This window comes from Maribacter sp. HS, from assembly GCF_048059195.1.
Classification (GTDB): Bacteria; Bacteroidota; Bacteroidia; order Flavobacteriales; family Flavobacteriaceae; genus Maribacter; species Maribacter dokdonensis.
In genome coordinates this window covers 171,245-192,857 of sequence record NZ_JAYLVV010000006.1, presented here as the reverse complement: position 1 = coordinate 192,857, position 21,613 = coordinate 171,245, and the positions used below count along the sequence as shown (strand labels likewise).

At 35.9% G+C, this 21,613-nt stretch carries 18 protein-coding genes; 14 read left to right on the top strand and 4 right to left on the bottom strand.

The features are described 5' to 3' along the window. The first annotated feature begins 35 nt into the window (after window positions 1-35). The 5 genes from VBZ51_RS15750 (at window position 36) to VBZ51_RS15730 (ending at window position 5,153) form a co-directional block, all read left to right on the top strand. Complete coding sequence (locus VBZ51_RS15750; RefSeq protein WP_416577547.1) at window positions 36-1,277, top strand: DUF5103 domain-containing protein; 1,242 nt, start codon at window positions 36-38, stop codon at window positions 1,275-1,277. A 26-nt stretch (window positions 1,278-1,303) separates the two neighbouring features. Continuing rightward, window positions 1,304-2,428: a DUF3667 domain-containing protein gene (locus tag VBZ51_RS15745; RefSeq protein WP_416577546.1), complete on the top strand. Its 1,125-nt coding sequence runs from the start codon at window positions 1,304-1,306 to the stop codon at window positions 2,426-2,428. A 5-nt stretch (window positions 2,429-2,433) separates the two neighbouring features. Beyond that, window positions 2,434-2,820, top strand: a complete 387-nt coding sequence (gene apaG / locus VBZ51_RS15740) for a Co2+/Mg2+ efflux protein ApaG (RefSeq protein WP_058106077.1) — start codon at window positions 2,434-2,436, stop codon at window positions 2,818-2,820. An 81-nt stretch (window positions 2,821-2,901) separates the two neighbouring features. Further along, window positions 2,902-4,530 carry an L-glutamate gamma-semialdehyde dehydrogenase gene (gene pruA / locus VBZ51_RS15735; RefSeq protein WP_416577545.1) on the top strand — a complete coding sequence of 543 codons (1,629 nt, stop codon included), beginning with the start codon at window positions 2,902-2,904 and terminating at the stop codon, window positions 4,528-4,530. A 113-nt stretch (window positions 4,531-4,643) separates the two neighbouring features. Beyond that, window positions 4,644-5,153: a DinB family protein gene (locus tag VBZ51_RS15730; RefSeq protein ID WP_348100148.1), complete on the top strand. Its 510-nt coding sequence runs from the start codon at window positions 4,644-4,646 to the stop codon at window positions 5,151-5,153. 299 nt (window positions 5,154-5,452) lie between these two features. Here the strand turns inward: VBZ51_RS15730 and rsmG are convergent, their stop codons facing one another. After that, window positions 5,453-6,088, bottom strand: a complete 636-nt coding sequence (gene rsmG, locus VBZ51_RS15725; RefSeq protein ID WP_058106053.1) for a 16S rRNA (guanine(527)-N(7))-methyltransferase RsmG — start codon at window positions 6,086-6,088, stop codon at window positions 5,453-5,455. A 120-nt stretch (window positions 6,089-6,208) separates the two neighbouring features. On the opposite strand from rsmG, the gene VBZ51_RS15720 reads away from it, so the two are divergent. Both VBZ51_RS15720 and VBZ51_RS15715 read left to right on the top strand, forming a co-directional pair. Then, window positions 6,209-7,309 carry a fatty acid desaturase family protein gene (locus VBZ51_RS15720; protein WP_058106052.1) on the top strand — a complete coding sequence of 367 codons (1,101 nt, stop codon included), beginning with the start codon at window positions 6,209-6,211 and terminating at the stop codon, window positions 7,307-7,309. Window positions 7,310-7,324: 15 nt separating this feature from the next. After that, window positions 7,325-8,515: a pyridoxal phosphate-dependent aminotransferase gene (locus tag VBZ51_RS15715; protein WP_074669827.1), complete on the top strand. Its 1,191-nt coding sequence runs from the start codon at window positions 7,325-7,327 to the stop codon at window positions 8,513-8,515. 69 nt (window positions 8,516-8,584) lie between these two features. Here the strand turns inward: VBZ51_RS15715 and VBZ51_RS15710 are convergent, their stop codons facing one another. After that, on the bottom strand, window positions 8,585-10,078 hold the full coding sequence (locus tag VBZ51_RS15710; RefSeq protein WP_416577544.1) for a TrkH family potassium uptake protein: 1,494 nt from the start codon (window positions 10,076-10,078) through the stop codon (window positions 8,585-8,587). Between the two features lies 1 nt (window position 10,079). Further along, complete coding sequence (gene trkA, locus VBZ51_RS15705; protein ID WP_099193500.1) at window positions 10,080-11,429, bottom strand: Trk system potassium transporter TrkA; 1,350 nt, start codon at window positions 11,427-11,429, stop codon at window positions 10,080-10,082. A gap of 228 nt (window positions 11,430-11,657) precedes the next feature. Here trkA and ubiE point away from each other — a divergent pair, with 228 nt between their 5' ends. Both ubiE and VBZ51_RS15695 read left to right on the top strand, forming a co-directional pair. Next, window positions 11,658-12,395, top strand: a complete 738-nt coding sequence (gene ubiE / locus VBZ51_RS15700; protein ID WP_058106048.1) for a bifunctional demethylmenaquinone methyltransferase/2-methoxy-6-polyprenyl-1,4-benzoquinol methylase UbiE — start codon at window positions 11,658-11,660, stop codon at window positions 12,393-12,395. Between the two features lie 54 nt (window positions 12,396-12,449). Further along, the gene (locus tag VBZ51_RS15695; protein ID WP_058106047.1) at window positions 12,450-13,142 is read left to right on the top strand and encodes a porin family protein; all 693 of its coding nucleotides are present in this window, start codon (window positions 12,450-12,452) and stop codon (window positions 13,140-13,142) included. A gap of 117 nt (window positions 13,143-13,259) precedes the next feature. Here the strand turns inward: VBZ51_RS15695 and VBZ51_RS15690 are convergent, their stop codons facing one another. Then, window positions 13,260-13,961: a TrmH family RNA methyltransferase gene (locus VBZ51_RS15690; RefSeq protein ID WP_416577543.1), complete on the bottom strand. Its 702-nt coding sequence runs from the start codon at window positions 13,959-13,961 to the stop codon at window positions 13,260-13,262. Between the two features lie 72 nt (window positions 13,962-14,033). Between VBZ51_RS15690 and VBZ51_RS15685 the strand changes: the two genes are divergently transcribed. The 5 genes from VBZ51_RS15685 (at window position 14,034) to VBZ51_RS15665 (ending at window position 21,513) form a co-directional block, all read left to right on the top strand. Then, a complete protein-coding gene (locus VBZ51_RS15685) occupies window positions 14,034-16,598 on the top strand; it encodes a BamA/TamA family outer membrane protein (RefSeq protein ID WP_416577542.1) in 2,565 nt (854 codons plus the stop codon). A 60-nt stretch (window positions 16,599-16,658) separates the two neighbouring features. After that, window positions 16,659-17,726, top strand: a complete 1,068-nt coding sequence (fbaA, locus tag VBZ51_RS15680) for a class II fructose-bisphosphate aldolase (protein WP_058106044.1) — start codon at window positions 16,659-16,661, stop codon at window positions 17,724-17,726. Between the two features lie 29 nt (window positions 17,727-17,755). Continuing rightward, window positions 17,756-18,631 (top strand): acetyl-CoA carboxylase, carboxyltransferase subunit beta, encoded by an 876-nt coding sequence (accD, locus tag VBZ51_RS15675; protein WP_300027754.1) that lies wholly within the window; start codon window positions 17,756-17,758, stop codon window positions 18,629-18,631. A gap of 184 nt (window positions 18,632-18,815) precedes the next feature. Continuing rightward, window positions 18,816-19,085, top strand: coding sequence for a 30S ribosomal protein S15 (rpsO, locus tag VBZ51_RS15670; protein ID WP_058106043.1), 270 nt, complete (start codon window positions 18,816-18,818; stop codon window positions 19,083-19,085). Between the two features lie 211 nt (window positions 19,086-19,296). Further along, window positions 19,297-21,513, top strand: coding sequence for a polyribonucleotide nucleotidyltransferase (locus VBZ51_RS15665; protein WP_305522955.1), 2,217 nt, complete (start codon window positions 19,297-19,299; stop codon window positions 21,511-21,513). The last annotated feature ends 100 nt before the right edge of the window (window positions 21,514-21,613 follow it).

The following is a 21,613-nucleotide window of genomic DNA, read 5'->3' as shown; positions in this document are numbered from 1 at the left end:
TTTTGTTTACCTTTACTCAAAAAAAACGGGGTACAATGCGCATTTTCTTCCAACACTTTATTTGTCTTTTATTTTTACAGAATTTGATCGCCCAAGTTCAAGTAGAGGTAAATCCGCCCGAAAATATTAAATCAATAGTTTTCAAAGGTCCCACTGAAGATCAATTTCCTGTTATTAAAATTGGAGAACCACTCTATTTGGAATTTGATGACATCCTTGCAAACGAACAAGATTATTATTACAAAATAGTACACTGCGATTACGATTGGACACCCTCTTCCCTTCTTAAGTCTCAATTCTTAGACGGAGTTGACAACCAGCGCATCACAGATTACGAGAATAGCTATAGTACCTTACAATCATACTCCAACTACCAATTAACCATACCCAATGACAATGTACGCTTAAAGGTTAGCGGCAACTATCTTTTAGAAGTATATAACAGTTATAACGAAATACAGTTTTCAAGAAGGTTTGTTGTCTATAAAGATGTGGTAACCGTTGGTACCGAAATAAAACGATCACGGGACTTTAACTTTATCAACGAAAAACAAGTAGTTCAATTCAGTATAAATTCTGGATCCACCAGATTGATCAACCCCAAAAAAGAAGTAAAAGTTGCTATATTACAGAATCACTATTGGCCCACTATGATCACCAACATAGCCCCACAATACACCTTAGGAAGCGAGCTAGTATATAAATACGACCAAGAAACGGCTTTTTATGGCGGCAATGAATTTTTACTTTTTGATACTAGCGACCTTAGAGCTCCAAGTTCCCAGATTTCAAGTATTGACCTTACCGATTTGTACAACCACTATCTTTTCTCCGACGATTTTAGAAATGACAAACCCTACACTTACTTTCCGGATATCAATGGAGATTTTGTTATTAGAACATTACAAGGTGATAACGCCTCTAGAGAGGCTGAATACACAAACGTCCATTTTAGTCTACCCTATACAGAATTCATTGCCTTAGAAGATGTTTATGTTTTTGGAAAATTCAATAACTACGCCCTAACAGAAGAAAATAAAATGATCTACAATGAAAAGAACGGAATGCTAGAGGTCACTTTAAAGATGAAACAAGGCTTTTACAACTATAAGTACGCTATAAAGAGTGATGATAAAATAAAACTAAACGAAGTTGGCGGTAATTTTCATTTTACCGAGAACACCTATTTGGTATTGGTATATTATAGAAATTTTGGAGATATGTACGATAGTATTATAGGTATAGGCTCTGCCAATTCTAGAAATATCACGAACTAACTGTATATTTACGTTTTTCATCATTTATGGAAAACAAACCAACCACCCAACCAAAAGGCAGATACGAATTAAAATACAGAGGTGTTGACTGCCTAAATTGCGGACACCCGTTAGAATTAAGTGACAAGTATTGCCCAAATTGTTCTCAGGCCAACAGCACTAAAAGGCTAACCATATTAGATTTCTTCGAAGAATTTCTAGCCAATTATGTATCGTACGACTCTAAGTTATGGCGAACCTTGGCAGCCCTTTTATTAAGACCTGGCAAAATCACTAAAGAATATATTTCAGGCAGGCGATTGTCTTACACAAACCCATTTAGGTTTTTACTAAGCCTGTCTATCATCTACTTTTTAATATTAAGCATTAATAGTGAATTTGAATCTTTCAATAAATTCGGTTCTGCCAACAAACGCCCCTTTATAGATTTAAATACGGAATTCAACAATTTGGAATTCGAAAATGAAGCGGAGAGAAAAATTGCACTGGCACAAATAGATTCATTAAAACTAAACAAGTACTTAAAAAACACCATAGACCAAAAAGACTCTATGGTTCTGGCAAATCCGAAATTTTATTTTAATCAAATAGACACCAACGGTTTAACGGATAGATTTTTTAAAAAAATTGATTTTTTCAATACAACGATCAAACATGATACCATTTACTATTTTGATGAGAGTACAGAAAAGTTTGGTATACCCAGCACTAGGGAAAACAAAATGGCCTTTAACCTTGCCAATAGTTTGGTGGAAATAGAAAAACGGCCAGGAACATTTTTAAATACCTTATTTTCCAAACTTCCATTTACAACATTTTTCTTTCTTCCGTTCTTCTCTTTCTTCATTTGGTTGGTCTATATCAGAAAAAAATACACTTATACCGATCATTTAATCTTTAGCTTTCACAATCAGTCATTATTATTTATCTTGCTCATTGTTAGCAATTTGCTCAATGCAGTGTTCAATTTTAGTAGTGAAGGATTATTTATTTTAATTTTCGCTTTCTACCTTTACAAAGCAATGCGCAATTTCTATCAGCAAGGAAGAGTTAAAACGGTTATAAAGTATTTTTTCCTAAACACGATATTTTTTATCTTAGGCATAATAGCTATAACCATATTAATAGCACAAAGCGTATTTACATATTAAATATGATGATAACACAAGTTACTAAAGGCATAAAGATATCGGTACAAACAACTTTTGAAGGCACGTTCTTTAAAAACTACAAAATGCATTATGCTTTTGGGTATACCATTACTATTGAAAACCAAAGTAAAGATGCTGTACAGTTAACTTCTCGTCATTGGAAAATATATGATTCCTTAAATGATATGGAAACTTTGGACGGCGAAGGTGTTATCGGCAAAAAACCTGTTATTCAACCAGGAGAATCGCACACTTACAATTCTGGATGTTTACTGACCTCACCTATTGGCGCCATGAAAGGCCATTACAATATGGTAATTATGAGCAACGCACAAAAATTTAGGGTTTACATACCTACATTTAAATTTAGTGCTCCTTTTGCTCTCAATTAAACCCTTTTAATCTTTTATTAGTTTTTAGTCCTATCCCCTTTTAGTACCTTTGGTCAACTTTTTAATTTAAAAAATTTGACAATGGGTAAAGGATTTTTTCAAGTTCCTACAGCTATTAATGAACCTATTAAAAGCTACGCTCCTGAATCACCAGAAAGAGAAGCGGTTTTAGAACAATACAAAACATATTTTAACGGTCAAGTTGATGTACCTATGTACATTGGCTCAGAAGAAGTACGTACAGGTAACACCAAACCGATGTCCCCTCCGCACGACCATAAACATATAGTTGGCACTTACCATACTGCAGATAAAAAGAACATACAGGATGCTATAGACAACTGTCTTGAATCAAGGAACGCTTGGGCCAACCTAACTTGGGAACAAAGAGCTGCCATATTCTTGAAAGCTGCTGAGCTCATTGCAGGACCGTACCGCGCAAAAATTAATGCGGCTACAATGATCGCACAATCAAAGAACATTCATCAAGCAGAAATTGATGCGGCGTGTGAATTAATTGACTTTTTGCGTTTCAATGTTGAGTACATGTCTCAAATTTACGAAGAGCAGCCAGATTCTGCCGAAGGTATTTGGAACAGAGTAGAATACAGACCATTAGAAGGTTTCATATACGCCATTACCCCATTTAATTTTACTGCTATTGCGGGTAACCTACCGGCTAGTGCAGCTATGATGGGCAATGTGGTTGTTTGGAAACCAAGTGACAGCCAAATTTTCTCGGCAAAAGTTATTGTAGACATATTTAAAGAAGCTGGATTACCTGACGGAGTGATCAATGTAGTTTACGGTGACCCAGTTATGATAACCGACACTGTTTTGTCCAGCCCAGATTTTGCAGGATTACACTTTACAGGTTCTACGCATGTTTTCAAAGAGCTATGGAAACAAATAGGTAACAATATCCACACCTATAAAACATACCCTAAAATAGTTGGAGAAACTGGTGGTAAAGATTTTATTCTGGCACACCCAACAGCCAACACCAAACAAGTAGCAACCGCTATTTCCAGAGGTGCATTTGAATTTCAAGGTCAAAAGTGTAGCGCAGCGTCAAGAGTGTACTTACCAAAATCCACTTCAAAAGAGATTTTAGAATACGTAAAGGCAGATATAGATTCATTTAACAAACCTGGGTCACCAGAAGATATGAGCAACTTTATTACTGCGGTAATACACGAAGGTTCTTTTGATAAATTGGTGAAATACATCAACCAAGCCAAGGAAGATGAAAATGCGGAAATTTACGCAGGTGGTGATTTTGATAAATCTAAAGGCTATTTCATAGAGCCAACGGTAATCTTAACGACAGATCCAAAATACACCACTATGGAAACCGAGTTATTTGGTCCTGTGGTAACCGTTTATGTTTATGATGACAAAGATTGGAGCGAAACTCTTCAATTAATCGATCAAACTTCTGAATATGCATTAACAGGTGCTGTTCTTTCTCAAGATAGATACGCTATTGATGAAGCTACCAAAGCATTACAAAATTGTGCAGGTAATTTCTACATCAATGACAAGCCAACTGGTGCCGTTGTAGGACAACAACCGTTTGGAGGAGCCAGAGCTTCTGGAACAAATGATAAAGCTGGATCAGCTCAAAACTTATTGCGTTGGGTCTCACCTCGATTAATTAAAGAAACCTTCGTTACTCCTGTAGATTACAGATATCCTTTTTTAGGATAAAAAAACAACTAAAAAGGCTGAAATTAATTTCAGCCTTTTTTTTTAATTTACCTTACCTTTAAAGTAAATTACATAGATTATACATTCTTAACATCAACCTTAACACACTTATTATGAAAAAGTTACTATTCACCTTACTTCTAACTAGCTGTATCTCTTTTGCCCAAGACGGACTAACACAAAGCAGCATTCAAGCAGTTTTAACCGGCAATCAATTACAGGTTGTTCAACTTGCCGAAGCTTTCCCTGAAGAAAAATATGATTGGAGACCGGCAGAAGGTATAAGTTCTGTAGGAGAAGCGCTTTTGCACGTAGCAGGTGCCAATTATTTCCTTGCCTCAAAACTAGGCTTTGCCCCGCCAGAGGATGTAGACATCATGGGATTAAGTAAAATTACAGGAAAAGAAAATATTATAGCCGCCCTAAAAAAATCTAATGAATTTGTACTTAAAAACATTACAAAAGTAGAAGATGGTACTTTAGACGAAGAAGTTGATTTCGGATTTATGAAGTCAAACAAACTTGGCGGCCTATTGGCAATTATGGAACACAATGGCGAGCACAAAGGGCAATTAATAGCTTATGCAAGAACTAATGGCGTGGTACCACCATGGAGTAAATAAATAATTTTACAAAGCATAAAAAAGGTCCGTCAATTGAATTTGATGGACTTTTTTTTATTTATTCAACTAAATTAACACCTCACTAACACAATATCAATGTAAATTTAACGTTAATTAATTGTAAACTCAATGTGATTTACCGAACTTTGTACCTCATTTAAAATCAATTGCTTATGATTATTGACAATTTAAAATTACATATCACATGTATTCAAATACATATTTGGAACAACTTAAAGGAATTTGCACGTAAATACAAAAAGGCATATTATAGCTCTTTTTTGTTGTAACACTTTTAACTACCCTTTATACTTTAAAGGCAGATAGACCATTTTCTTAGTTTCAAAAAAATCTTCTTTGAAGTAATTGGTCAACTCAAAGATTTCTGCATTTCTATACTCCTTTAATTCATCTTGCAGATCCCCGCCCTTTAAATACAGAATTCCGTTTCTAATATCGTGTTTTGATTCTTTTTTGATTTTACCCTTTACCCAGTGAACAAAAGTAGGCATCGCCGCTACGGCTCTACTTACGATAAAATCAAATCGGTCAGGTATTTCCTCTACCCTTGCATTAATGGTCTTTACGTTGGTTAGCTGTAATCCTTCAACTACCTCATTTACCACCTTTATCTTCTTTCCTATTGAATCTACCAAAGTAAACTCAACTTCTGGAAAAAAGATAGCTAATGGTATTCCGGGAAAACCACCACCCGTACCCACATCTAAAACAGATGAACCCTCTTTAAATTGAATAAATTTTGCAATTCCCAATGAATGCAAAACATGTCTTAAATAAAGTTCATCTATATCTTTTCTGGATACCACATTAATTTTTTGGTTCCAGTCTTTATATAGTTCCTCTAGTTTCTCAAACCTTCTTTTCTGATCTTCAGATAAATTGGGAAAATTTTCAAATATGATTTCAGCAGTCATCCGTATATTTGTAAATAGATTTAATTAGTATATTCACTCGTGCAAAGATTTGGCTTTTAATTAAGCTATCAAACTATTATAGATTCAATTACATTATATTAAGTAAAAGATTACCGAATTATGGAACAAAATACCATTCGTTTCCCTAGAACTGATTCTGCCAAGTTCTTCAAAACCTTGAACAGCAGAGTTAACGAATACTTTAAAACAAATAAACTTAAAAAGACAGGTAATTGGCGATTACACCTTAAAACTGTAATCATGTTCGCTTTGTTTCTTGCTCCTTATTTTTTGATTTTGACCTTAGGTCTACCTAACTGGGCCAATGTACTTTTGACCATAGTTATGGGTATAGGCATGGCCGGTGTTGGCATGAACGTAATGCATGACGGTAACCACGGAGCCTATTCTAACAAAAAATGGGTGAATAAATTAATGGGAAGCAGTATTTACATCTTAGCCGGAAATGTATATAATTGGCAAGTACAACATAATGTACTTCACCATACGTATACGAACATTCATGAACATGATGAGGACATGGAAGCTGGTAGAATTTTACGTTTTTCCAAACATGCCGAATGGAAGAAACACCATAAGTTTCAACATTTTTATTCTGTATTTCTTTATGGTCTTTTGACTTTCAACTGGGCGATAACCACAGATTTTCAGCAAATGTACCGCTATATGAAGCGTAAATTATCTTACGGAAAACTACCTAGTGCTACCATGAATTGGAGTACACTTATCATTACCAAAATATTGTACATCACCATTTGGATCGTACTACCTATGCTTATTTTAGATATTGCTTGGTGGAAAATATTAATAGGATTCTTTTTAATGCACTACGTTGCAGGTGTAATTCTTAGCGTTGTTTTTCAACTAGCTCATATCGTTGATGATGCGGACACCCCCTTACCCGATGAATCTGGTACCATGAAAAACACTTGGGCCATTCACCAACTGTTTACCACTGTAAATTTTGGAACCAAAAACAGAATAGTAAATTGGTTTACCGGCGGATTGAACCATCAAGTTGAACACCATATATTCCCTAACATTAGCCATGTACATTACACAAAAATTTCAAAAATTGTGAAACAGACGGCACAGGAATTTAATTTACCTTATCACGAGTATAAAACTACCAGAAAAGCTATAATTTCGCACTTTAAACATTTAAAAGAGTTGGGCAAAGAGCCTACTTTACAATACTAGAAATTAAGAGTACCCATGAGCAATCAACTTTCGGACAGAATCAACAGTGTTACACCGTCAGCTACTTTAGAAATGGCTGCTAAAGCCCGTGAACTTAGGGCTGAAGGTAAAGATATTATTGGTCTTAGCTTAGGCGAGCCAGATTTCAATACTCCAGATTACATTAAAGAAGCTGCAATTAAAGCAGTGAACGAAGATTATAATTCCTATACTCCAGTTGATGGATATGTAGACCTTAAAAAAGCTATCATAACCAAATTCAAAAGAGATAACAATTTAAATTATGAGCCTGCTCAAATAGTTGTTTCAACAGGAGCTAAACAATCCTTATACAATGTTGCCCAAGTTATATTGAACGCAGGTGACGAAGTAATTTTACCCTGTCCTTACTGGGTAAGTTACAGCGATATCGTAAAATTAGCAGATGGTGTACCGGTAGAAGTCCCGACTACTTTAGAGAATGATTTTAAAATGACCGCTGAGCAGTTGGAAGCCGCTATTACACCAAAAACCAGAATGTTATGGTATAGTTCTCCTTGTAACCCAAGTGGGTCTATCTATAGTAAAGAAGAATTACGTGCACTAGCGGACGTACTTCAAAAACATCCTCAAATTATAGTGGTCAGCGATGAAATCTATGAGCACATTAACTATGGTGTTACAGCACACGCCTCCATGGCCGAATTTGAAGATATGTATGACCGTACCGTTACGGTAAACGGTGTTGCCAAAGCATTTGCGATGACCGGATGGAGAATTGGATATATTGGTGCTCCTGCATATATTGCACGTGCTACCAACAAATTACAAGGTCAAGTAACCAGTGGTGCAAACTGTATAGCACAACGCGCAGTTATTACAGCTTTAGAAGAATCACCAGAGCGTATAAAGTATATGGTTGATGAGTTTAAAGAAAGACGTAAACTCATTTTAAGCCTATTGAATGAAATTGAAGGTTTTAAATGTAATGAGCCAGAAGGTGCATTTTATGTGTACCCAGATGTTACCGCTTACTTTGGAAAAACCTTGAGAGGCAAGCAAATTAATAATGCATCTGATTTTTCTATGTACATACTAGAAGAAGCAAATGTAGCTACCGTTACGGGAGATGCTTTTGGTAATGGAAACTGTATTCGTATTTCTTATGCGGCGTCTGTAAAAGAAATTAAAGAAGCAATATCAAGAATTAAAGAAGCGCTGAAGTAAACCTCAGCATATATTCATAAAAAAAGTCCCTTTTCTTAAGGGACTTTTTTATTTCTACTATTCTTTACCTTAAGTGCTTTTCCAAAAATAAGGAGTCAATAAAATCAGTACGGTAAATAACTCCAACCTACCGGCTAACATTAAAAATCCGCACCACCATTTTGCAAGATCGGGCAAGCTGTTAAAATTACTTACCGGGTTTAAACTCCCCAAAGCAGGACCTACATTACCTAATGAAGATGCCGCCCCTCCTATGGCAGATTCAAAATCCAACCCCAAGAAACCTAACACCAAAGCACCAATAATAAACAGTAACATGTACAGCACAAAGAAACCTATAATATTATAGACAATTTTTTCCTTTACCGTTTTATCATTGTATCGTACAGGGATTATGGCGTTGGTATGCAACGTACGCTTAAATTCCAATACTCCGTTTTTAATTATCAATAAATGCCTCATAACCTTTATACCACCGGCAGTAGAACCCGCAGAGCCACCCAAAAAGAACAGTCCAAAGAAAAACACGGTTAAAAAAGGTGTCCATTGCGTAAAATCAGCACTAACAAAACCAGTAGTGGTTATCACAGAGATAATCTGAAACAGTGAATGTCTTAAGGCACTTTCCGCCTTTCCTAACACCATAGGATAACCAGGAGTAAGCTCTGTAATATTTGCCTTGAAATATACCACCAAAGCAACGATTATTGTAAAAACGATGATAAAGCCTGCATAGTACCTAAACTCCTCATCCTTTATTACTTTTTGTACTTTACCCTTAAATGCGAAGTAGCTTAATACGAAATTACTACCCGCTAAAAACATAAAGAATATGATGATATATTGAATTAAAGGCTGATCGTTCCAATAGGCTACACTTGCATTTTTAGTTGAAAATCCACCCGTAGATAACGTTGCCATTGCATGATTGATAGCATCAAAAAAGGACATACCAGCTAACTGCAATAATATGGTCTCTGCCACAGTGTATCCAAAATAAATAAGCCAAAGTCGTTTTGCCGTATCAGTAATTCTAGGGTGCAACTTATCCCCAGTAGGTCCTGGTGCCTCTGCAGAGAATAACTGCATACCACCAATACCCAACAAAGGCAGAATGGCAATTGCCAAAACAATGATTCCCATACCACCGATCCAATGGGTTAAACTACGCCAAAAAAGAATTCCTTCGGGCATGGCTTCAATATCATCCATGATTGATGCCCCGGTTGTGGTATAACCTGAAATAGTTTCAAAAAAAGCATTGGTTATCGTCGGTAACGCTCCAGAAAACAGATATGGCAACATCCCGGAAATCGACATTACGATCCACCCAAATGTTACAATGATGTATCCTTCTTTTTGTTTTACCTCTTTTTTATGCCCCCTGGTATAGTACATCATAAAAACACCAACGAACATAGTACAGATAGAAGCAAGTGCAATACTCAAGGTAGCCCCATCTTTATATAGACCACTAACAACTGCAGCCAAAAGCATAAACCCCCCATTACAAAGTAACAGAAGCCCCATGATATGAAATATAATTCTTAAATTAAGTCGCATCTTAAAGGAACATTCGTTCTATTTTAGGAATTTCAGATGGTAGACAACAAACCACTACCCTATCTCCTTCCTGTATATTAAAACCACCAAGTGCAATGTGGCCTACCCCATCCCTAACAACACCACCAATGGTAGCCGCCTTAGGAAAATCTAACTCTCTAATAGTAGCACCGGTCACTTTAGAATTTCTTTTTACGATGAATTCTAAAATTTCGGCGTTTAAGTTGTTTAATCGCATTAATGCTACAACTTCACCTTTTCGAATGTGCCTAAATATATTGTTTGCAGCTAAAAGCTTTTTATTGATCAAGGTATCAATACCTATAGAATGTGAAAGCTGAAAATAATCCATGTTCTCCACCAAGGCTATGGTCTTTTTAATATACTTTGATTTTGCTACCAAGCAAGACATAATATTGGTCTCTGAATTGCCGGTTACCGCAATAAAGGCATCCATGGACTCTAAACTTTCTTCATCTAACAGCTCAACATTTCTACCATCACCATTAATTACCAGTGCATTTGGCAATTCATCAGCAAGATCAAAGGCTTTCTCCTTATTCTTTTCTATCAACTTAACATTGAACTTGTTGGCACACAGATCTCTTGCCGTCTTATAACCTACTTTACTACCACCAAGAATCATTACATTCTTGATTTCAGCTTTTTTCTTTCCAGTTAATTTATACAACTCATCTACACCTTCCTTTACCGTAATAAAGTATACTTGGTCACCTTCTTTAAAAACGGTATCACCACGCGGTATAACCGTATATTGCGTTCCTGTACGTTGCAAGGCTATGGGCATGAAATGTAATTCAGGGAAAATTTTGGCAGCCTCTTTTACCATTTTACCTACAAATGGAGCAGATTTCAGTAAAGAAACCCCAACCATAATCAATTCGCCCTCCTCGAATTCATAGGTATCGTTGAATGCAGATTTATTCAACAACATTTGAATTTCAGTCGCCGCTAATGCTTCGGGTGAAATCAATTCATCTATCCCCAGGTCAGAGAACCTTAAAAGATCCTTATTCTTTATAAACTCGGTATTTGATATTCTGGCAATAGTTCGCTTGCAACCAAGCTGTTTGGCCAACATACAAAGTGTTAAGTTCGTTGTTTCAGAAGAGGTTACCGCAATAACCAAGTCAGAATTTTGCACTTGGGCATCGTTCAACACCGAAATAGAAGTAGCATCACCTTTTAAAACACGAATATCTAAATGGTTATCGGCATAAGCCAGACTCTCTTTTTTAGAATCGATTAAAGTAATATCCTGTGATTCATAGGATAGTAATTTGGCCAAATGAAAGCCTACTTCCCCAGCACCAGCAATTATAATCTTCATTTATCTTATTAGACCGCTAATTATCAAGCATAAAATTTCTCTCTTAAACACTATAAATACTTAAAAGTAGTCTTGAAAACCGTAGCAATTATTATGGGGCAAAATTACATAATTAAATTAGTTTATTCTTTATTTTCAATTCTTTAACCTATCAATGACCAACCTTGGCGGTTAAAAAGGAGTTAAGCTCCTACTATATTGTATATTTGCCAAAAAAATAGCAATATAATGCCCCAAAAAGTTACGCCATACAAAGATTCTGACTTAGGTAAAAAGGAACAGGTGACCAAAATGTTCGATACCATATCTAAAAATTACGACGGTTTAAACAGAGTAATTTCTTTTGGCATTGATATTAAATGGCGTAAAAAAGTTGTTGAAATTTTAAAAAAGGAACAACCTAATTCTATATTAGATATTGCAACAGGTACTGGTGACTTAGCCATAGCACTTACAAAAACAGGTGCAAAAAAAATTGTGGGCCTAGATATTTCTCCGGGAATGTTGGCGGTTGGTAAAGAAAAAGTAACCGATAAAAATTTGGACAATACTATTGAAATGGTAGTTGGTGACAGTGAAAATCTTGTTTTCGATGCTAATTCTTTTGATGCCGTTACCGTGTCTTTTGGAGTACGTAACTTTGAAACCCTTGAAACGGGTATGGCTGAAATTCTTAGAGTTTTAAAACCTAACGGCACGTTAGTGGTCCTGGAAACATCTGTACCCACCAAGACCCCTTACAAACAAGGTTACAATTTCTACACAAAAAATATTCTTCCATTAATTGGAAAAATCTTCTCAAAAGACGATTCGGCATATGGCTATTTAAGCGAATCTGCTTCTGTTTTTCCACATGGAGAAAACTTCAACAATATTTTGCGCGAAATTGGGTTTATAGATGTAACGAATAAACCTCAAACATTTGGGGTTGCTTCAATTTATGTTGCAAAAAAAGCTAATCTATAATATTAGCTGTCTTTCAATATTTATTTGACGTTTTACAATCGTAAACCAGCATTTATGAAGAAGTGGTTTTTAATACCCTTAACGTTGTTGATAACGAATTTAATGAGCGCTCAATTTAATGAGAGCCCTATATTGAATAAACAGAACGAAGATAAAAAACTCTTAAACTGGGGTTACTTCTTAGGTTTAAATCAGTATGATTTTAAAATTGAATATAAAGAAAATGCCAAAGACATATTGGTTAGCAAAAGCTTTGGATTCAACGTTGGACTAATAGGCGAATTAAGACTTAATGAATTTTTTGATGTTCGTTTTGAACCAGGACTGCATTACGGAACCAGACTAATGGGGTTTCCTGGATTTGATGATGAAAGAGATGCCATCAGGGAAATAAAATCTACCTACATCAATTTTCCGGTACTTATTAAAGCAAGTACACGCAGGTTTGGCAACTTTAAACCTTTTTTATTGGCAGGCGGATCTCGTAGTTTAAACCTAGGTAGTAACGAAGAAAGTTTGGACGATAACAGTTCTGGAACATTTAGAATGAAAAAATGGGTGTACAACTACGAACTTGGATTTGGTATTGATTTTTACCTAGAATACTTTAAGTTCACTCCTTCTATACGAGGTGTCTTTGCTCTTACGGATGAACTAGTGCCCGATCAAGACCCTAACAGCCCTTGGACCGGAAATATTGAATCTCTGAAAACCCGAGGCATTTTCATCAACTTCACTTTTGAATAACATTTAACAATTAGCAATTAGCAATTAGCAATTAGCAATTAGCAATTAGCAATTAGCAATTAGCAATTAGCAATTAGCAATTAGCAAAAGTTAAATATTTCGAATTAAAAAGCCGGGCTATTTTCTTATCTCGTGTAATAGAATTGCCGTTGCAGAAGCCACATTTAAGCTCTCTGTGGTTTTTTCGCCAAATTGAGGTATTGCCAATCTATCTGAACATAATTCAGCAACGGTATTTGACACTCCTTTTCCTTCATTACCCATAATCATGATTCCTTTTTTAGGTAATGTGGTAGTATTTACATTATCGCCGTCCATAAATGTTCCATAAATGGGTAATTCTGTTGACCCTAAAAATGTACTTAACGACCTATATTGAATATTGACCCTTGTTATAGACCCCATGGTTGCCTGCAACACTTTTGGATTATAACAATCCACCGTATCATTTGAACAAACAATATCGTTGATACCAAACCAATCGCAAAGCCTTATAATAGTACCCAAATTTCCTGGATCTTGAACACCATCGAGCACCAAAACCCAATCAGAGGCTATTTTTTCTACTTTTTCAGGAATATAAAATACACCAAGATACCCATTTGGGTTCTTTAAGCTACTCATTTGACTTAGCTCCCTTGCACTCACTTGCGTTACCTCATGACCGCCATTATCCAAATCACTTGGGTCAACGGCGAACAATTTGTATAGTCTCATTTGAGATTTCACAACTTCTTCCAAGGTTTTTTTCCCCTCTATTACAAATAGTCCGTGCTCAATTCGGCACTTTTTTTGCTGTAGGCTTTTGATAAGTTTCAATTCACTTTTGACAACCATTCAAATAATGTATTTTTGATTTCTATGAGGATGGCACTTTGCTCCAAAAACATCATGGCTAAATTAAGCTTATTATCCCTACTGGCAATAGTCTTGTTATCCTGTAACTCGCTAAAGAAGGTTGAGGATGATGAACTCTTGGTGATTAAAAACACCATTTATGCTGATTCTATAAAAGTTAACAACGAAGAATTAGAAAGTCTCGTCTATCAAAAACCGAATTCTACTGTTCTAGGATACCCTTTAAGGTTAAATTTATACAACCTTGCCAAAGAAAACCCTGATTCTTCTTACAACGCTTGGTTATACAGAAAAGAGAACAGAAAAAAAAGACTGGATAAACTGCTTTCAGAAAAGCAAGTGGAAAGATTAGGCGAATCTTTTCTGGTCAAGGGACTAAGTAATTGGCTAAAGGATATTGGCGAAGAACCCACTGTTTTAGATACTACCAAAACAAGATTAAGTCTAGAAAAATTAAGCGCCTACTATCAAAGCAAAGGTTATTTCACCAACAATACCACGTATGTAATTGATAGCGCAAGGCATAAAAAGGCCAAGGTAAATTACCATATTGAATTGGGTGATCCCTATATGATAGATTCTTTAGGTAACAACATCTCATCTAGAGCAATAGATTCATTATATTTTTTAAACGCCGCAAATTCACTGATTAAAGAAGGGCAACAATTTGATCTTTCAAATTTTAACGGAGAACGTGAAAGACTCACAGGCATTTTCAGGAATAATGGTATTAGAAATTTTCAAGAAAGCTCTATAACTTTTGATATTTTAAGAGATACCGCTAGAGCTGCAGACGATCAAAAGATGAACATCACCCTTAATATAGGTGACCTAAAGACAAGAGGTGAAAATGAGGTGACCACTTCTGCTTATAAAGTTGAGAAAATCGATAAAATAAATATCTATACAGATTATCTTTCAACAAACAATCAAGATTCCATTTACACTATAGACTACCAAGACTATACCATTCACTATTCTAAAAATTTTGACATTAAACCTAAAACCTTGGCCAATGCCATTTTTTTCAAAAAGGATAGTATTTATAGAGATGTCGATAAAATTAGAACGTCAAGGCAATTAAACGCACTAAACGTTTTTAAGTACCCAAACATAATATTTGAAGCAGACAGCCTTGGCAACAAAGTAAACACCAACATCTACTTGGCTCCTAAAACAAAATACGCATTGGGAACCAACTTTGAAGTGAGTAGATCTAATTTAAGAAGACTTGGTGTTGGTTTGGGCACCACCCTACTCATTAGAAACATCTTTAAAGGGGCGGAAAATTTGAGTATCTCGGCAAATGGCTCTTATGGTTTATTAAGCAGCAACACCTTTGAGGCAAATTATTTTTCCGAATTTGGCGGAGACATTTCTTTAGATTTCCCTAGAATATGGTTTCCTTTCATTAATACATCCAGAATTATACCTAATTATACATTACCAAAAACCAGAATAGCTATTGGTACCAATTTTCAAAATAACATTGGTCTGGACAAACAAACCTTCAATACCGTTTTAGGATACAGCTGGACACCCAGTGATTTTGTAAACCACGATGTTGAGCTTTTAAATATTCAATTTGTAAGAAATGTGAACAGTAATAGGTTTTACAATGTATATACAAACACCTACGAACTATTAGATGAAATTGCAGATTCTTATGAAGACGCTACGCTATACCCAGAACTGGCAGAATATTTTGAAACAGATGATAGTGATGATGATCTAAATTTGATCATACCTAGTGGCACAAGCGGATTCACCAATGCTATTCTAGACGGCACAGTAAGTGCTACAACAGATGATTTTGAAGATGTAAATACTATTGAAGAAAGAAGAATAAGACTCACGGAAAACAATTTAATATTTGCATCTAACTACACTTTTAATAAAACGAATAGAACTGGTGTTCTAGATAACACTTTTTATCAATTTCGTTGGAAAATTGAAGGTGCCGGCAACGTACTGTCTGCATTCTCCACTTTTATCCCGTTCAATAAAAATGACGATGATCAACTTTTGGTTTTTGGTGTTCCCTTCTCGCAATACATAAAAAATGAATTTGAATATGTAAAATATTGGGATTTAAAACGGTCTAACGTTTTGGCCGCAAGAGCATTTTTTGGCATCGCTATTCCATACGGCAACTCTGACAACATACCTTTTGTTCGTAGTTATTTTGGTGGTGGATCTAATGACAACAGAGCTTGGTTCCCATATTCATTAGGACCCGGAAGCACTTCTGCTATCAACGATTTCAACGAAGCCAACCTAAAATTAGCTTTAAATCTTGAATATAGATTTCCTATTGCAGGAGATATTAACGGAGCGATCTTCGCTGATGCCGGTAATATTTGGAACGTGCTAGATAATGTTGAAGATCCAGATGCCACTTTTGACGGTTTAGCATCTTTAAAAGATATTGCCCTTGGTACTGGTATGGGTCTTAGATACGACTTCACCTATTTCCTATTTCGATTAGATTTAGGCTTCAAAACTTATAACCCAGCTGAAATTCAGTCTAAACGATGGTTTAGAGATTATAATTTTGCCAATGCTGTTTTGCAAATTGGTATCAACTATCCCTTTTAAATATAATTGTTTTATTACTTTTGTTTTTCATTTTTTTAAGAAACAAACAACAACATAATTATGGCTCACAACATAAAACCGGGAGTTGCAACCGGAGATGAGGTTCAAGAAATCTTCAACTACGCAAAAGAAAAAGGATTTGCACTACCTGCAGTAAACGTAATAGGCTCTGACACTATTAATGGCGTTTTAGAGACTGCAGCTAGCTTAAATGCTCCTGTAATTATACAATTCTCTAATGGCGGAGCTCAGTTCAATGCCGGTAAGGGCCTTTCAAATGATGGACAGCAAGCTGCTATTTTAGGTGCAGTTGCAGGTGCTAAACATGTACACCAATTAGCAGAAGCTTATGGTGCTACGGTAATTTTACATACAGACCATTGTGCTAAAAAATTATTGCCTTGGATAGACGGACTTTTAGATGCAAGTGAAAAACATTTTGCAGAAACCGGTAAATCTTTGTTCAGCTCTCATATGATCGATCTTTCTGAAGAGCCTTTAGAAGAGAACATTGAAATATGTAAAGGTTATTTAGAGCGCATGAGCAAAATGAACATGACCTTAGAGATCGAATTAGGTATTACAGGTGGTGAAGAAGACGGTGTAGATAATTCTGATGTAGATGATTCTAAACTATACACTCAACCAGAAGAAGTAGCGTATGCTTATGAAGAACTTTCTAAAGTAAGCCCTAGATTTACAATTGCCGCTGCTTTTGGTAATGTTCACGGGGTATACAAACCTGGTAACGTAAAATTGACCCCAAAAATCCTTTTGAACTCTCAAGAGTATATTTCTAAAAAATATGGTGTAAAAAACAATCATATTGATTTCGTATTCCACGGTGGGTCAGGCTCTACTGTTGAAGAAATTAGAGAAGGTATTAGCTACGGAGTAATTAAGATGAACATTGATACCGATTTACAATATGCGTTCTTAGCAGGTGTTCGTGATTATGTTCAGGACAATAAAGATTATTTACAATCTCAAATAGGTAACCCTAAGGGAGCAGATGAACCAAACAAAAAATTCTATGACCCAAGAGTTTGGTTAAGAAAAGGAGAAATATCTTTTATTGAAAGATTGAAAAAAGCATTTGAAGATTTAAATAACGTAAATACGTTATAACAACTTAGGATAACCATAAAATGGATGATATGACGGCTTGGTTTAAAAGAAAAGAAAAAGGTATACAAACCTCTACCGAAGAAAAGAAAGACACACCTAAAGGCTTGTGGTACAAATCTCCCACAGGCAAAATTGTTGAGTCAGACGATCTAGCAAAAAACTTTTATGTAAGCCCAGAAGATGATTATCACGTAAGGATAGGAAGTAAAGAATACTTTGAAATTCTTTTCGATGACAATAAGTTCACTGAACTTGATGAGAAGCTTTCTTCTAAAGACCCTTTAAAATTCGAAGACACCAAAAAATATAGTGAGCGTTTAAAAGCAGCTCAGAAAAAAACAGGGTTGAAAGATGCTGTTAGAACAGGCTTTGGTAAGTCTTATGGTAAAGACATCGTTATTTGCTGTATGGATTTTAAATTTATAGGAGGCTCAATGGGTAGTGTTGTAGGTGAAAAAATTGCCCGCGGTATAGATCACGCCATTAAGAAAAAAGTGCCTTTTATGATGATTTCTAAATCTGGTGGTGCTCGTATGATGGAAGCTGCCCTATCATTAATGCAACTGGCAAAGACATCTGCTAAATTGGCTCAATTATCTGAAGCTGGTTTGCCGTACATTTCTTTATGTACAGATCCAACAACGGGTGGTACAACTGCATCGTACGCTATGCTAGGTGATATCAATATTGCAGAGCCAGGTGCACTTATTGGTTTTGCAGGTCCAAGAATTGTAAAGGATACTACAGGTAAAGATTTACCTGAAGGTTTTCAATCTTCAGAATTTTTATTGGAACACGGCTTCTTAGATTTCATTTCACATAGAAGAGATTTAAAGAGAAAAGTTAATCTTTACATAGATTTAATTCAAAATAACCCGGTAAGAGCAGAAAAAACTTCTGCTTAATATTTTAATGATAGAACATCTTCATTAAAGTTATTACGGTCCATCTTAAAGTGCTCGCCCTATCAATTGATTCGGCGAGCATTTTTGATTATAAAATATACTGCACATTTCAATAATAATTGTATATTTGCGCCCTGATTGAAAAACAATCACATACATAAAAATCATTTAAAACAATATTGGAATGTATTTATCAAAAGAAGTAAAAGCCGAAATTTTTAAAAAATACGGCGGTAGCGCAGAAAACACTGGCTCTACAGAAGGACAAATTGCTTTGTTCACACACAGAATCAACCACTTGACCGGTCACTTGAAAAAGAATCACAAAGATTACAACACTGAGCGTTCACTTGTAAAATTGGTGGGTAAAAGAAGAAGTCTTTTAGATTACATGATTAAAAATGACATTGTAAAATACAGAGAGCTTATTAAAGAACTAGGTATTAGAAAATAATTTTTAAAAAGGGGATAGTTAACTATCCCCTTTTTTTTAAGTACTCCATGCCTTAGGAGTTAAAGCCAAGTATTTTGGTAAAGGCGAACAAAAAGCTACACACGGTTTTTCATTGGTCAACACAACAACACAACAACTCCGACCAGAGAAAATTTCAGTCGGAAAGACCATTGTTTAACAAATCTGCATGAGCAGGTTTTAATCAAATTTTATGATTCCAAAAGTATTTAAAGAGGTCATTGACCTTGGGGATGGTAGAGAAATTTCTATCGAAACCGGAAAATTGGCAAAACAGGCACACGGTTCTGTTGTTGTACAATCAGGAAAATGTATGTTATTATGTACAGTTGTTTCCAACTACAAACAAAGTGATGTGGACTTTCTTCCACTAACGGTAGATTACCGTGAAAAATTTGCTGCTGCGGGTCGCTACCCAGGTGGCTTCTTTAAAAGAGAAGCAAGACCAAGTGACGGTGAAGTATTGACCATGCGTTTAGTGGATCGTGTTTTACGTCCATTATTCCCAAAAGATTATCACTCTGAAACTCAGGTGATGATTCAATTAATGTCTCATGACGAAGACGTTATGCCAGATGCTATGGCAGGTTTAGCAGCTTCTGCAGCTATTCAATTATCAGATTTCCCTTTTGAATGCCCAATTTCTGAAGCTAGAGTTGGTCGTGTAAACGGAGAATTCATCATTAACCCAACTAGAGCACAATTAGAGGAGTCTGACATCGATATGATGATTGGAGCATCTGCGGATTCTGTTATGATGGTTGAAGGTGAAATGGATGAGATTTCTGAAGAAGAAATGACCGAAGCAATTAAGTTTGCTCATGAAGCCATTAAAGTACAGTGTGCTGCTCAAGTTAAATTAGCAGAAGCTTTTGGTAAAAAAGAAACACGTGAGTACGAGCCAGAAAGAGAAGATGCTGATTTAGCTCAGAAAATTCACGACATGGCATATGATAAAGTATATGCTGTTGCACAAGCAGGTTCTGCCAAACATGAACGTAGTGCTGCATTTGGTGAAATCAAGGAAGAAATTATCGCTTCTTTTTCTGAAGAAGAGCAAGCAGATTTCGGCGGATTAATTTCTAAATACTACAGCAAAGCTGAAAAAGCTGCTGTTAGAGATTTAACATTGAATGAAGGTTTGCGTTTAGATGGTCGTAAGACAGATGAGATTAGACCTATTTGGTGTGAGGTAAACTATTTACCTTCTACTCATGGATCATCTATTTTCACACGTGGAGAAACTCAAGCTTTAGCTACGGTTACCTTAGGTACAAGTAGAGAAGCAAACCAAATAGACATGCCATCTTACGAAGGTGAAGAGCGTTTCTATTTACACTATAACTTCCCTCCTTTTTCAACAGGTGAAGCAAGACCTATTCGTGGAACATCTCGTAGAGAAGTTGGTCACGGTAACTTGGCTCAACGTGCATTAAAAGGAATGGTTCCTGAAGATTGTCCTTACACAGTACGTGTAGTATCTGAGATTTTAGAATCTAACGGTTCTTCTTCTATGGCTACTGTTTGTGCTGGTACTATGGCAATGATGGATGCCGGTGTTCAATTGAAAAAACCAGTTTCAGGTATTGCAATGGGATTGATTACAGATACTGAATCTGGAAAATATGCTGTTCTTTCCGATATTTTAGGTGATGAAGATCACTTAGGTGATATGGACTTTAAAGTAACCGGTACTGCCGATGGTATTACCGCTTGCCAAATGGATATTAAAGTAAAAGGATTGTCTTATGAAATTCTTGTAAATGCTTTAAAACAAGCTCGTGACGGTCGTTTACACATTTTAGGTAAAATAACCGAAACTATTGAAACACCAAATGCAGAGGTTAAGGATCACGCACCTACAATGGTTACTAGACGTATACCTAATGAGTTTATTGGAGCATTGATCGGTCCTGGTGGAAAAGTAATTCAAGAATTACAAAAAGAAACCGAGACTACTATCGTTATTAACGAAGACCCTGTTACCGAAGAAGGTATTGTTGAAGTACTAGGTGTTGGTAGCAAAGGTATTGATGCTGTTATGGCAAAAATAGATTCTTTATTATTTAAGCCAGAAGTTGGTAGCGTTTACGAAGTAAAGGTTATTAAAATGTTGGACTTTGGTGCTGTTGTAGAATACACAGATGCTCCAGGTAATGAAGTATTGTTGCATGTATCTGAATTGGCATGGGAACGTACAGAAAATGTAACCGATGTTGTGAACATGGGAGACGTATTCGATGTAAAGTACTTTGGTATAGACAAACGTACCCGTAAAGAGAAAGTATCTCGTAAAGCACTTTTACCAAAACCAGAAGGCTTTGTTGAAAGACCACCACGTGATGATAAACGTAGAGATGATCGTCGTGGAAACGATCGTAATCGCGATAGAAAACCTAGAAGAGATTAACTCTTTGTAAGTTTATTCTTAAAGCCTCGACTAATCAGTTGAGGCTTTTTTTGTGCCGTTCAACGGAAAAATGAACTTTTTTTTATTGAATTGTAACATT